Annotated in this window: 13 protein-coding genes; all 13 read right to left on the reverse strand. The window is 28.4% G+C overall.

All coding sequences use genetic code 11. From position 1 onward, the window contains the following. Positions 1 to 751 precede the first annotated feature (751 nt). The 13 genes from UEQ13_RS01170 to UEQ13_RS01230 all read right to left on the reverse strand — a co-directional run bounded on the left by UEQ13_RS01170 (position 752) and on the right by UEQ13_RS01230 (position 13,923). Complete coding sequence (locus UEQ13_RS01170; RefSeq protein ID WP_329804576.1) at positions 752 to 1,870, reverse strand: polysaccharide biosynthesis C-terminal domain-containing protein; 1,119 nt, start codon at positions 1,868 to 1,870, stop codon at positions 752 to 754. Positions 1,871 to 1,935: 65 nt separating this feature from the next. Beyond that, positions 1,936 to 2,283 (reverse strand): four helix bundle protein, encoded by a 348-nt coding sequence (locus UEQ13_RS01175; RefSeq protein ID WP_329804521.1) that lies wholly within the window; start codon positions 2,281 to 2,283, stop codon positions 1,936 to 1,938. A 195-nt stretch (positions 2,284 to 2,478) separates the two neighbouring features. Beyond that, positions 2,479 to 3,522, reverse strand: coding sequence for a polysaccharide biosynthesis protein (locus tag UEQ13_RS01180; protein ID WP_329804522.1), 1,044 nt, complete (start codon positions 3,520 to 3,522; stop codon positions 2,479 to 2,481). An 81-nt stretch (positions 3,523 to 3,603) separates the two neighbouring features. Next, positions 3,604 to 4,614, reverse strand: a complete 1,011-nt coding sequence (locus tag UEQ13_RS01185; RefSeq protein WP_329804523.1) for a glycosyltransferase — start codon at positions 4,612 to 4,614, stop codon at positions 3,604 to 3,606. 6 nt (positions 4,615 to 4,620) lie between these two features. Next, on the reverse strand, positions 4,621 to 5,664 hold the full coding sequence (locus tag UEQ13_RS01190; RefSeq protein ID WP_329804524.1) for a glycosyltransferase: 1,044 nt from the start codon (positions 5,662 to 5,664) through the stop codon (positions 4,621 to 4,623). Between the two features lie 22 nt (positions 5,665 to 5,686). Continuing rightward, complete coding sequence (locus tag UEQ13_RS01195; RefSeq protein WP_329804525.1) at positions 5,687 to 6,391, reverse strand: glycosyltransferase; 705 nt, start codon at positions 6,389 to 6,391, stop codon at positions 5,687 to 5,689. Continuing rightward, entirely contained in the window at positions 6,388 to 7,545 is a 1,158-nt protein-coding gene (locus tag UEQ13_RS01200; protein ID WP_329804526.1) for a hypothetical protein, read from the reverse strand. Before UEQ13_RS01200 ends, UEQ13_RS01195 begins: the two co-directional genes overlap by 4 nt. Positions 7,546 to 7,723: 178 nt before the next feature. Then, a complete protein-coding gene (locus UEQ13_RS01205) occupies positions 7,724 to 8,326 on the reverse strand; it encodes an acyltransferase (protein WP_329804527.1) in 603 nt (200 codons plus the stop codon). A gap of 28 nt (positions 8,327 to 8,354) precedes the next feature. Then, positions 8,355 to 9,713: an MATE family efflux transporter gene (locus tag UEQ13_RS01210; protein ID WP_329804528.1), complete on the reverse strand. Its 1,359-nt coding sequence runs from the start codon at positions 9,711 to 9,713 to the stop codon at positions 8,355 to 8,357. A 69-nt stretch (positions 9,714 to 9,782) separates the two neighbouring features. Continuing rightward, positions 9,783 to 11,099 (reverse strand): nucleotide sugar dehydrogenase, encoded by a 1,317-nt coding sequence (locus UEQ13_RS01215; protein ID WP_329804529.1) that lies wholly within the window; start codon positions 11,097 to 11,099, stop codon positions 9,783 to 9,785. Positions 11,100 to 11,101: 2 nt separating this feature from the next. Beyond that, positions 11,102 to 11,476, reverse strand: coding sequence for a four helix bundle protein (locus tag UEQ13_RS01220; protein WP_329804530.1), 375 nt, complete (start codon positions 11,474 to 11,476; stop codon positions 11,102 to 11,104). A 64-nt stretch (positions 11,477 to 11,540) separates the two neighbouring features. Then, complete coding sequence (locus UEQ13_RS01225; protein WP_329804531.1) at positions 11,541 to 12,929, reverse strand: UDP-glucose 6-dehydrogenase; 1,389 nt, start codon at positions 12,927 to 12,929, stop codon at positions 11,541 to 11,543. Continuing rightward, complete coding sequence (locus UEQ13_RS01230) at positions 12,922 to 13,923, reverse strand: SDR family oxidoreductase (protein WP_329804532.1); 1,002 nt, start codon at positions 13,921 to 13,923, stop codon at positions 12,922 to 12,924. Before UEQ13_RS01230 ends, UEQ13_RS01225 begins: the two co-directional genes overlap by 8 nt.

The raw sequence follows: 13,923 nt of genomic DNA on the forward strand, positions 1-13,923 counted from the left end.
TTTTATCCTTTCAATCTGCGTGAAAATTAAATTTTGTCTTTACTAAATCTTAAAATAATTACGCCCAATCCAAAAATCCTTTTTATCCTTTCAATCTGCGTGAAAATTAAATTTTGTCTTTACTAAATCTTAAAAAAATTACACCCAATCCAAAAATCCTTTTTATCCTTTCAATCTGCGTGAAAATTAAATTTTGTCTTTACTAAATCTTAAAATAATTACGCCCAATCCAAAAATCCTTTTTATCCTTTCAATCTGCGTGAAAATTAAATTTTGTCTTTACTAAATCTTAAAAAAATTACACCCAATCCAAAAATCCTTTTTATCCTTTCAATCTGCGTGAAAATTAAATTTTGTCTTTACTAAATCTTAAAATAATTACGCCCAATCCAAAAATCCTTTTTATCCTTTCAATCTGCGTGAAAATTAAATTTTGTCTTTACTAAATCTTAAAATAATTACGCCCAATCCAAAAATCCTTTTTATCCTTTCAATCTGCGTGAAATTAATATTTTGTCTTTACTAAATCTTAAAATAATTACACCCAATCCAAAAATCCTTTTTATCCTTTCAATCTGCGTGAAAATTAAATTTTGTCTTTACTAAATCTTAAAATAATTACGCCCAATCCAAAAATCCTTTTATCCTTTCAATCTGCGTGAAAATTAAATTTTGTCTTTACTAAATCTTAAAAAAATTACACCCAATCCAAAAATCCTTTTATCCTTTCAATCTGCGTGAAAATTAAACCTTATACTTCTTCGAAATACGTATCGGCATCATTTGGATTGAAAAATTCGTTTATCCAAAAGTTGGTATATAAAATATCGTCACCAATATTTTTTATGTTATGTGTGTACCAAATTGGCATATCCACATAAGCAGGTTCATCGCCATTTAATTCGAAATTTAAAACCTCATCCGTTCCAATTTTTCTCAATTGAATTAAGGCTTTTCCTTTGATCACAGCAAAACGTTCAATTTTTCTGGTGTGATAATGATTGCCTCTGGTAATGTTGGGTTTAGTTGTAGAAAAAGAAACTTGTCCTCCCACTTCTAACCTGATAATTTCTACAAAACTTCCTCTGTCATCAGTATGTTGCATCAATTTTACAGGAAAATGAGTGGCTATATCCATATAACATCTAAAAGTATTAAATAAATTTAATTCGAAAACCGATGGTAAAACCGGAATGCTTCCATTATCTTGATATTCTGATTTAAAATGTTGTAATAAAGCTAAAATTTCAGAAACTTTCTTTTCAGAAGTATGTTGAATTTCTAGTTTGGATTGATGCTTTTTTGTTCTAATTTGTGCGATAATTTCTTGAACCAATTCGCCAACATAAATCAGTTTTAAATCGCCATCCACATCAATTTTTGGCGTTTCATTATGTGAAACTTGATGACAAAATGTGGCGACAACCGAATTATAAAAAGGTTTTCCGAAAGGTCCGAAAACGTTTGGAATAATTAAACCTGTGAAAATTCCATGATTTTTCTTAGCCCAATTCGCAAGTATTTCTCTACCTTCTTTTTTTGATTTTCCGTATAAATTATCTCTTTCTTCCTGACTTGAAGAGGAAAGTAAAACATGCGGTTTTGAGTTCGTTCGTTCTAAAGCATTAACTAATTTCTGAACCAGATTTACATTCGTTTCATAAATTACATCTTGACTTTCATGACGATTCATAGCTGCTAAATGCACAATGACATCGCACTGAGAAACAAAATGATCTAATTTCTTATCATTCTCAAAAAAGTCACGTTTAAATTCTACACGTAAAAACTCATCAGAAAATAAACCTAATGTATTGTATAAATGTTTGCCAACGAAACCGTCTTGACCTGTAATACCTATTTTCATAATTATAAAGAGCCAAGTAAAAAGTAAAAAGAAACAAGTTCTCGAAAAGTAATAAGTTTCTTCATTTGTTATTTGTTTGAATTGTTTACGATTGCTCCTAATATGTTTTTCAATTCTTGACTTTCTTTTAATAAATTGTTTAATTCAATATTTTCTTTCTCGATTAATGCCTTAATAATTCTTAACCAATAATTAGATTCTCTAGCTTCTCTCAATGAAATTTTAACTTTATTAAGAAAATCTGCTTTTGATGAACCTGCTTGAGATTCTTCATAATTAGCACCAACCGATGTACACGATTTTCCTAGTTGATATCTTATAAGATTGCTTTCAGGCAAACTTTCAATAGTTCTTAAAAATTTTAAAACTGCAACTGCAAAATTAAAAGTTCTATCCAACAAATCATTTTGTCTCATTTTCAATACTTTTTACGTGGCTTTTATTTAACTTTTTACTTGGCTCTTTTTACTTTTTACTTGGCTCTTTTTACTTTTTACTTGGCTCTTTTTACTTTTTACTTGGCTCTTTTTACTTTTTACTTGGCTCTTTTTACTTTTTACTTGGCTCTTTTTACTTGGCTCTTTTTACTTGGCTCTTTTTACTTGGCTCTTTTAAAGGTCAAAATATTTATTGATTTCTTCTCCATAGATATCTTTTCTGATTAAAGGCAATTTCAACAATAACTGTTTCATTTCCTCAACGTCCAAAATATCTGTATTATGAGAATGATATTCTTCTAATTCGGTTAGTTTTATATCACCTTCTGAAAAATATTGTTCGTAATTTAAATCTCTATTATCCGCTGGAATTCTGAAATAATTACCACAATCTTCCGCTTTCACCATATCTTCCCGATTCACTAAAGTTTCGAATAATTTTTCACCATGACGTGTACCAATAATTTTTATTTCTGTGTTAGAACTGTATAGTAAATTTAAAGCTTTTGCTAAAACTTCAATGGTACAAGCTGGAGATTTTTGCACGAATAAATCGCCTTGATTACCGTTTTCAAAAGCATATAGAACCAAATCTACTGCGTCTTCTAACGTCATCATAAAACGTGTCATATTTGGATCGGTAATGGTAATTGGTTTACCAGTTTTAATTTGCTCTATAAATAAAGGAATTACCGAACCACGAGAAGCCATAACGTTTCCATAACGAGTTCCGCAAAAAATAGTTTTACTATCGTCTAAATTACGAGATTTGGCTACCATCACTTTTTCCATCATCGCTTTAGACATTCCCATAGCGTTGATTGGATAAGCGGCTTTATCAGTACTTAAAACTACTACTTTTTTGACTTCATATTTTTCAGCAATAGTTAGCACATTATCCGTTCCGATGATATTGGTTTTCACTGCTTCCATTGGAAAAAATTCACACGAAGGCACTTGTTTTAAAGCGGCTGCGTGAAAAATATAATCGACACCTTTTATTGCGGCGTCAATACTATGCACATCACGAACATCGCCAAGATAAAATTTTACTTTATTATTGTTGACTTTCTTTCGTAAATCATCTTGTTTTTTTTCATCACGACTTAAAATTCGGATTTCTTTAAAATGGTCGGTATGTAAAAACTGACTTAAAACAGCATTCCCAAAAGAACCCGTTCCGCCAGTTATTAGTAATATTTTGTCTTTAATTTGCATCTTTTGATGTGATTATGTTTTTATAAGCTATCAACTTGTAAAACTAATAATATGATTGATATAACTATTTAAATTTTAAGTTTATTTTAACAACTCTAAAAACAGATTGATTTCATTAAAAACTATTTGCTCTGTTTTTTTTATATTATGATTTGTTGCATGAACAAATGCTTGTGCAATTTCATTAATTTCTAAGGGATTAAATACTGAGGAAGGTTTGCAAACGACATAAGCATAAGGCAAATCAGCAGCAATAACATCACAACCTAATTCAATTGCTTCAATAAGACCGAGTCCAAAACTTTCGGATAATGAAGGATAAATAACAAATTTTATTTTTGAATATAAATTTGACAATTCTGGTCGAGGAACAAAGCCATGATTTATTATTGGATATCCTAGGTTTTTCAATTTTTCAATTTCATTTATTAAAGAAGTAAACTCATTTCCAACAGTTAAATGCAATTCTTGTTTTCTATCATTTGTATCACAATACTTTTTAAATCCTAATAATAAGTTTAAATGATTTTTATGAGAGCTTCCGTTACTTGCATACAAAAAACCTTTTTTATCTGGACTTATAATATTAGACGAATCTAATGGCGGATAAAACGGAATCACTTTTGTATTTATTTCGTTTGTAATTTCCAATTTTTGCAATAATCTTTTTTTTACTTCATCAGTTTGAACAATCCAAAAATCTGTATTTTGTTTTATTATTTTAAAAATTTTAGACTTAACATTGAAAATTATCCTTTGAAATAAAGACAATGAGTTTGGAATATCTAAAAAAAGGAGTTGATGAAAATAGGTAAATACTTCAGCTTTTAAACGAATTGAAGGAGGCAAATTTCCGAAGCAAATAACTTTTTCGAAGTTGTTTTTATGTTTTCTATAAAAAAAATGTCTTTTGATGAAACTTCCTTTTAAGTAAATAACTTTATTCTTTTTTATTTCAGCATGGTTATCTTTAACTCGAACATCTAATAAATAGGTTATTTCAATATTTTGTTTTTCAATTTCATCAATTAAATAATCTAATAAAATCTTTCCTCCACCATTATTTATAAAAACTGCGTCAAATAAAATCATTGTTAACTATTTTAAGTTGATACTCATTAGTGACGCCGCTGAAGTTTCAGGATTTATTTTTTTACTCAAAACCTTACTTCTTTTTCCCATTTCAATTAATTCTGAATTTGAAGTTAAATCAAATTTCTCAATTGCATTTCTTAAATCCATTTTATCGTTAGCCATAAAGACAAAAGAATTGTAATTATTTATTGCAAAAACAGAATTAGCACCACAAACATTGGAAACCAGTAAAGGTAAACCAGCAGCAGCCATTTCATGAATTACAACACCCCAAGGCTCTGATATGCTAGGTAAAATAAATCCTTGAACATCTTTTAATTCCTCTAAAAGATGTTCTGGTTGTATAAACTCTTTAACAATAATGGCATCTGATTCATGTTTTTTTACTATATCTAACTCTATTCCTCCACCAATTAATTTAAGTTTTAATTTTGATTTTGTTTCATTAATATAGTCTGTAAAAACATTTAATAAAATGTCAATTCCTTTTACTTTATCAAAACGACCGATAAACAATAATGTTTTAAAATCATCATTAACCTCCATTTTGTTGTTTTCTAACAAATTGGTGTTTGCAGAATAGCAATTAAATATTATGTTTTCATTTGAAAAGCCTAATCTTTTTGCGTATTCAAATTGATAAATTCCTGAAACCCATAAATGATCAAAATATTTTTTATGATAAAAGGGAGCAATAATTGTGGCTATTTTTTGTCGAATAGTATTTTTCCATTGTGTATCCATCGCCCCAACAATAGTGACTCCTTTGTTTTTTAAATCTTTACAAATTTCTAAGTATTCTTTATCCATCCAGCCAGAAACTACCACTAAATTTGGAGAAAATTTATTTACAAAATTTACTAATTCTATTTTATTAAAATCTTCTTTATAAAAATAATTTACCTTTTCTGATTTTTCAATTTGATAATTAGATATTTTTTTTTTCCAACTAATCACATTAATTTCTGAACAATAATTTTCAGCCAAAATGTTAATTGTTGGAACATTATATCCCATAATTTCAGAATACAAATAAAGTAGTTTCATAATTTCTTCATTATTTTATAAACTAAAAATTTAAAGTTAATTTATACATTATTTTATGGACAAGGTTCGGATTTCTATTTAATAATTTTCTTTCTTTAAGATATAAATCGTGGTTTAAATCACCTAAAGAGGCACCATATTTTAAGAACTGAGAAAGTGTTTTTCTACAATACCAAAATTTAAAATCATCATTTAGAGCGATATTTATAAAAAAATCTATATCGCCAATAATTCTATAAGTTTCATAATTAAACTTAATTACATCATATATTTTTTTAGAATAAATACTTGATGGCTGAACAAATGGAAGTATTCCTTTCTTTAAAAAATATTTACCGAAAGGATTTGCCTTTTGAAAAGTGATTTTATTTTCATTAGACCAATTAAATTCGGAATTACCATAAACAAAATCAATTTTTTCTGAAATTGCTTTCTTTAGAGCAAATTCATAATTTTGAGAATAGATAATGTCATCACAATTTACCCAAGCTAAATAATCAAATTTAGCATTTTCATATCCTAAATGAATTGCTCCATATAAACCGTTTTTTTCCGTTTGATGAATTACTTTGACATGCGGAAATTTACTAATAATTTGTAAAGTTTTATCAGTTGAACCTCCATCTACAATGATATGCTCAAAAGGAACGGTTAAGGATTGAATAGAAAGAATATTTTTTTCAACAAAACGCTCTCCGTTTAATACGGGTGTAATTATACTTATCATCTTACTACTGTTTTTTTATTTTTTAAATTATTCTCACTTACTAAATATAAAATTATTGCTAAAATAAATAAGTAATACGAAGTTAAAACCATCATATTTGCTACAAATATTGAAATGAAGAATGCAAAGATATCCAAACTAATGTTAAATGTTCTTTTTGCTAATTTAGTGAAAAACAAAATCCACAATAAAATACCTATGACTCCCGATCTCGCTAGTAGATTTATTATAAAACTATGTGGCGCACTATCAATTCTATCTTCATATTCTTTTGAATTGGTTTCTGTTAAAAACTTGGATGAAGGTATACTTATTAAATTTGGCCCAGTTCCTGTTATAATATAATCTTGATTAAAATATAAAAAATTTAAGGCGGCTCTATCAAATATTTCAAAATGACTAAAGAAATTAGGTTCATAAGAATTAACTTTTTCGTTAGCAAACTCATTCTCTTCTAATAAAGTGGCCTCAATTTTCAAAAGTGTATTCTGTCTAAAAAATTCGTCTTGATTTAATAATGAATACAGTAAAAACAGCATTGGTATTCCTAAAATTATAAATTTAATCCTACCAGAAAAAGCAAAATAAATCCCAACACTTATAACAAGCATTAATATTGCTGAAGCTGATAAACTCAGTAACAATCCTAATATTGAAACTAGGAGCCCAATGTTGACTAATCTCTTGTTATCAATATATGTTTTTAAACCTAATAAGGTTAAAAATGTTAAAACACAAACTCTACCAAAAGCTCTTGGTTCTCCATTTAATGCTGTATATCTATCTCCTATAAAGCGGGATTCTGAAAATAAAAAATTCTTAATTACTCCATTAAAACTTACATCAAGAAAAGCAACAATCAAATTTAAAACAATCAAATAAACAATTGATTTAATAACAAAATTCATAGTAATTTTGTTTGTTTTTAACCAAAACACAACTAAAAAAACTAAAAAGAATTCAATTATTATTCTAAAGGTTTGTACAACCGCTCTTCCTTCTGCTTTTTGACTCCAAGAACGAAGTAAATCTTGACTATCTTCCCATGGATGAATATATCCAAAAATAATTGCTAAAATTATTAAGTATAAAATTTCAAAATATAAGGGAAGTAATATCGGATTTATCCTGTTTGAAATTTTAGAAAAATTCATTAAAATAGTTGGAACATAAAATAATGAGATTATAAAATGTAAGGGCAATGAAAATCCAAAAGAAAAAACAATTAAATCATTCATCAAAGAAAATAGCATCAAAACAAAAATCCCCTTTGTGAACTTAGTCATATAAAAACAAAGGAATAACAAAAAGAAAATTAATGAACCTATCATCCTATATTTTTTTTATGAATTGTGCAGGGTTACCTCCCCAAATTTCATTATCAGGAATGCTTTTACTTACAACGCTTCCGGCCCCAATAACAGAATTCACTCCTATGGTAACACCTTTTAAAATGATAGAATTTGCTCCAATAAAACAACCTTGTTTAAGCAGTATAGGTTTTGAAATAATTTTGGCAACATCGTTAACTACTCTATTCTCAAAGTGAATAGGATGAAAATCAGAATCTAAAATTTGAACACCGCCACCTATCATAACATATTTTTCGATTTTTACTTCTTCTAGACTGAAAATGGTTACATTACTCATAGAAACAAAATCTTCAATAGTAACTTTGCCACTTGCACTACAATAAATTGCTGTACGATTGCCATTTCCAACTGGATTTGAATAATTATTACTAGTAATTATTATATCTTTTCCTAAATTAATTTCACCTCTATTAACTAATAATATAAATCCATTAATTATTGGAAACTTTTCATAAGAAACCATTTCAATTTTAAGTTTCAAATAATTGAAAACATACCAAATTGGAAATTTTATGGCATTTTTAATCCTTGCAAGTACTTTAGATAATAAAAAACTAATCATAAATAGTATTCTTTTGTTTATGCAAATTTTATTTATTCCAAATACCAAATGCTTTTTTTGAAATTAACTTTCTAGTTTGAATGAAACAAGAAATCAAAGTTACAAACATATTAATATTAATAGCCATTATAACTCCAATAGTATGTAAATTCATCATTTTTGCTAAAAAATAAGCCAAAGGAATATATACAATACATTGAATTATTGAAACTATTAATGTTAATTGAATTTTTCCAATTCCTGCAATGAAAGCAGAAAAAATAGAAATTCCTGTTATTAAAATAGTATATAATGCAAATTGAAAAGATAATTGAAACGGAATTGAAACTTTATTGCCAATCCATATTTTAAAAACTATTGGTGATATTAACCATAAAACTAATACTCCTATAGAGAATAATATCCATAATTTTAATAAGTTTTTTATCGAATTTTTTATCCAAGTATAATCTTCATTAGAATTAGCATCAGTAAATGCTGTCCAAAAAGGTGTTACAATTATTGTAAAAACAATTTGTGCTGCAGCAAATAACTGAAATGCAATATTGTAAGACGTAACTGAAGATGGACCATATAATCTAGTAATTAAAATACTACTAGATGAAAAAATAATTATACTTGTAATTTGAATAAGAAAAAACTTTAAACCTAATGTCATTAATTCATTAAATGAATTTCTTTTAGGAATAATTTCAAACGAAGGTTTATATTCTTTAAGTTCTTCTTTAAATACTATAAATGTTGCCAAAAAATAAACTATAATTGGCGAAAGCATAAACACGAAAGCAACAATAAATAAATTTATTTTGAAAAAATAATTTATTAGAATAATTACAAGAAAAGAAATAACATTACCTAACAAAACTAAAACATTACTAAATGCTGTTTTTTGTATTGCTAATAAAATAGTTGAAATATTTTTTAGTACCAATTGAAAACAAAAAAGCACAAACACAACTAAAACAATTGTATTTAAATTTTCGCTAATATCAGGATTTACATTTAGTATTTTATACCAATCAAGATAAAAATTAACACACAAAAATAGAATTAAAAATATAGAAGAAATTAAAAAAGTGGAAGAATATAAGGTTTGTACATATTCTTTACCTTTACTATAATTCTTATTTGCAATAGTTTCGGCAAATTTATTTCTAAAACCATTACCTAATCCAATATCCATAATATTGAACCAATTTACTATCGAAAAAATAGTAATCCAAATTCCATATTTTTCATTATTTAATATGGAAATAGTAAATGGAACCAATAAAAAACAAACCAAAACATTTAATCCTTTCGCAACAAAAGAACCCAAAATATTTTTTTTTATGATAAGTGTTCTTTCAGAATCAGCAGTGTTTTTTTTAAAAATATAATTTAACATCTTTACTTATTTAGTAACTTAAAAGAACAATCCTTAAATTAATTATTGAATAGAAACTTAATCTAAAAATTACAATCTTCCGTCAACTTCTGCTGTAAGGAAACCTTTTACATCATAAACAACATTATTACTTTTTGTTAATAAATTGATATCTAAAGTACTAAACACGGTATGAGAAACGCCTAAAATTACGGCATCAAATTGTGATGATGGAATCGTTTTAGTGGTTACAATTCCGTATTCATGAAGTACTTCTTCTGGTTTTGCCCACGGATCATAGATGGTAATATTTATGCCGTATTCTTTCAGAGCGTGAACGATATCTACAATTTTTGTGTTTCGTACATCCGGACAATTTTCTTTGAATGTGATACCTAAAAGCAACAATTCTGCTTTATGCAAAACGATTTCTTTCTTAATCATCAACTTCACAACCTCAGATGCAACATATTCGCCCATACTGTCATTCATACGTCTACCAGCCAAAATAATTTCTGGATGATAACCTGCTTCTATAGCTTTTTGTGCTAAATAATACGGATCAACACCAATACAATGTCCGCCAACCAAACCTGGTTTAAAAGGAAGGAAATTCCATTTTGTACCAGCTGCTTCTAAAACATCTTGTGTATTAATATCTAGAATATTGAATATTTTTGCTAATTCATTTACAAACGCAATATTGATATCACGTTGCGAATTTTCTATAACTTTAGCAGCTTCTGCCACTTTAATTGTGGGTGCTAAATGCGTTCCTGCAGTAATTACACTATTGTATAAAGCATCAACTTTTAAGCCAATTTCTGGAGTGGAACCTGCGGTAACTTTTAAAATTTTATCAACCGTATGTTCTTTATCTCCTGGATTGATTCTTTCTGGTGAATAACCTGCAAAAAAGTCGACATTAAATTTTAATCCTGATAATTTCTCTAAAACAGGCACACATTCTTCTTCTGTTACACCTGGATAAACTGTTGATTCGTAAATCACAATATCTCCTTTTTTTAAGACTTTCGCAACAGTTTCACTCGCTTTATAAAGTGGAGTTAAATCGGGTTTATTGTGTTTATCAACTGGAGTTGGAACCGTCACAATATAATAATTACAATCGGCTATGTCTTCTAATTTATTTGAACAATGTAAATAATTAGTCGTCAATTGTGAATTATGCTTTTTTAAAACCGATTTCAATAAATCTTCTTCAACTTCTAACGTTAAATCGATTCCGTTGTTTAATTCGGAAATTCTTTGCTCATTAATATCAAAACCAATTACAGGATACTTTGTAGCAAACAATCTTGCTAAAGGAAGTCCTACATAACCTAATCCAAGTATGGCGATTTTGTTGTGTGTTGTGTGTTGTGTGTTGTATGTATTTGAATTCATATTTACTTCCAGTTTTTTTCTACGTAAGAAATAAAATTAAAAATTTTACCTCCTAAATTTTCATATTCATTAATATAAGGTTCAAAAATAGAGTTGAACTCCGGATACAAAATAGATATTTTATAAACATGACCTATTGTTTCTAAACAACTACTATGAGAAAAAACTAAAAATCTTATAAAATCCGCTTTATACCTTCTTCTCCCATATCCTTCAATAATATTTGAAACAACACTATCCGAAGAGCGTCGAAGTTGGCTACCTAATTCATATAATTCATGTTTTGGTAATTTTAATGAACTTGGGTGAACTTGTAAAAATAAGTCCAAACTAATCTTATAAATATCTAAATCCTTATAACTTCTAGAATCACTCATAACCCAAAACAAACAACGTAAAACTCATAACCCACAACTCATAACCCACAACTCACAACCCAATCTAACTCCCAATTGCTTGGTAAATAAATCCAATTTTTTCTAATTCAGCTTTGTTCAATAAGTTTCTACCATCAAAAACGAATGCTGGTTTTAACATATTGTCATATATTCTTTGCCAATCGTAAGTTTTAAACTCATCCCATTCTGTTAAAACAGCAATAGCGTGTGCGTTTTTACAAGCATCATAACCATTTGTTTCAATAGAAATGTATTTTTTATTTTCTACATCAGTACGAGTTTCTAAATAATTTAAATCGAAATGAATTTGATTTGCTTCTACTTTAGGATCGAAAACAGCAATATTTGCTTGCTCGCTAATTAAATCATTGGCAACATAAATAGCTGCTGATTCACGAGTATCGTTGGTGTCTTTTTTGAAAGCCCAACCTAAGAAAGCAATTTTTTTACCTGAAACCGTATTATATAAAGTACTAATGATATTTTTTGAGAAACGACGTTTTTGGTGGTCGTTCATAATAATTACTTGCTCCCAATAATCGGCAACTTCATTTAAACCATAAGATTTTGCGATGTATACTAAATTTAAAATATCTTTTTGGAAACAAGAACCTCCAAAACCAACTGATGATTTTAAGAATTTTGAACCAATTCTACTATCTAAACCGATTGCTTTTGCCACTTCATTAACATCAGCTCCTGTTTTTTCACACAATTCACTCATCGCGTTGATAGATGAAACACGTTGTGCTAAAAAAGCATTTGCTGTTAATTTTGATAATTCTGAAGACCAAACGTTTGTGGTTAAAATGTTATCTCTACTTACCCAATTGGCATAGACTTCAACTAACTTATTAATAGCAACTTGACCTTCTGGTGTGGTATCGCCACCAATAAGCACTCTATCTGGAGCGAATAAATCTTCGATTGCTGTTCCTTCCGCTAAGAATTCTGGGTTAGATAAGATTTGAAAATTTACACCATTTCCAGTATGATCTAAAATATCTTTAATCGCTTGAGCTGTTCTTACAGGTAAAGTAGATTTTTCAATAACAATCTTATCCGTTTTAGCTACACGAGCAATTTGTCTGGCACATAATTCGATATATTTTAAATCAGCTGCCATACCTTTACCAACTCCATACGTTTTGGTTGGTGTATTTACTGAAATAAAAATAGCGTCTGCTTCATCTATTGCTTTATCAACTTCTGTTGAAAAAAATAAGTTTCTTCCTCTAGCTTCACCAACCACTGCATCTAAACCAGGTTCGTAAATTGGTAATAAACTTAAATCTTCATGATTCCAAGCGTTTATTCTATCTTGATTTAAATCGACAACAGTAACTTTTATATGCGGACATTTTTGAGCAATTACTGCCATTGTTGGTCCACCAACATAACCTGCGCCAATACAACAAATATTTTTAATCATTTTGTTCTGTTTTTAAATTTTTCCAATACCAATCGATGGATTCTTTAAGTCCTTCTTTAATAGAATATTTCGGATTATAGCCTAATAACTCTTTAGCTTTATCAATACTTGCCAAAGAATGTGGAATGTCTCCACCTCTATTAGGTCCATAAACACAAGAAACATTGTCTATTTCAGAATCGTATGGTGTTAGAAATTCTTTTATATATTTAATTAATTCGTTTAAGGTTGTTCTTTCTCCAAAAGCCGTGTTATATACTTGATTTATCGCTTCTGAATTTTGAGCCTGCAAAGCTAATTCATTCATTTGAATTACATTGTCTATATAAGTAAAATCTCTAGAATAATTCCCATCACCATTAATAACAGGACTTTCGTGATTTATAAACAAGGAGATAAATTTCGGAATAACGGCCGCATAAGCTCCGTTTGGTGTTTGATGACGTCCGAAAACATTAAAATATCTTAATCCGATAGTTTCCATACCGTATGTTTTACTAAAAACATCGGCATATAATTCGTTTACATATTTTGTAATAGCGTAAGGCGATAATGGTTTCCCGATAACATCTTCTACTTTTGGCAAAGCTTCTGAATCGCCATAAGTTGAAGAACTTGCGGCATAAACAAAACGTTTTATATGGGCTTCTTTGGATGCTTGTAACATATTTAAAAAACCAGAAACATTGACTTCATTTGAAGTTATTGGATCATTTATAGAGCGAGGCACACTTCCTAAAGCCGCTTGATGCAAAACATAATCTGCATTTTCAACTGCTTTTTTACAAGTTTCTAAACTTCTAATATCACCTTCAATTAAAGTAAAATTCGGATTGCTTAAAAATATTTCAATGTTATGTTTAAACCCTGTAGAAAAATTATCCAAGCAAACAACTTGGTTTTTGTTTTTTAAAAAATATTCACACAAATTAGAGCCGATAAAACCAGCACCACCTGTGATGACAATTTTTTTATTTTGAATTGAATTGTACAC

This window comes from Flavobacterium facile (assembly GCF_036321945.1).
Classification (GTDB): Bacteria; Bacteroidota; Bacteroidia; order Flavobacteriales; family Flavobacteriaceae; genus Flavobacterium; species Flavobacterium facile.

Excerpts from the sequence above, each read along its gene's own strand:
- UEQ13_RS01225 (WP_329804531.1), bottom strand. The coding sequence starts at position 12,929 with ATGATTAAAAATATTTGTTGTATTGGCGCAGGTTATGTTGGTGGACCA.
- UEQ13_RS01190 (WP_329804524.1), bottom strand. The coding sequence starts at position 5,664 with ATGAAACTACTTTATTTGTATTCTGAAATTATGGGATATAATGTTCCA.
- UEQ13_RS01185 (WP_329804523.1), bottom strand. The coding sequence starts at position 4,614 with ATGATTTTATTTGACGCAGTTTTTATAAATAATGGTGGAGGAAAGATT.
- UEQ13_RS01210 (WP_329804528.1), bottom strand. The coding sequence starts at position 9,713 with ATGTTAAATTATATTTTTAAAAAAAACACTGCTGATTCTGAAAGAACA.
- UEQ13_RS01200 (WP_329804526.1), bottom strand. The coding sequence starts at position 7,545 with ATGAATTTTTCTAAAATTTCAAACAGGATAAATCCGATATTACTTCCC.
- UEQ13_RS01175 (WP_329804521.1), bottom strand. The coding sequence starts at position 2,283 with ATGAGACAAAATGATTTGTTGGATAGAACTTTTAATTTTGCAGTTGCA.
- UEQ13_RS01180 (WP_329804522.1), bottom strand. The coding sequence starts at position 3,522 with ATGCAAATTAAAGACAAAATATTACTAATAACTGGCGGAACGGGTTCT.
- UEQ13_RS01215 (WP_329804529.1), bottom strand. The coding sequence starts at position 11,099 with ATGAATTCAAATACATACAACACACAACACACAACACACAACAAAATC.
- UEQ13_RS01205 (WP_329804527.1), bottom strand. The coding sequence starts at position 8,326 with ATGATTAGTTTTTTATTATCTAAAGTACTTGCAAGGATTAAAAATGCC.
- UEQ13_RS01195 (WP_329804525.1), bottom strand. The coding sequence starts at position 6,391 with ATGATAAGTATAATTACACCCGTATTAAACGGAGAGCGTTTTGTTGAA.
- UEQ13_RS01220 (WP_329804530.1), bottom strand. The coding sequence starts at position 11,476 with ATGAGTGATTCTAGAAGTTATAAGGATTTAGATATTTATAAGATTAGT.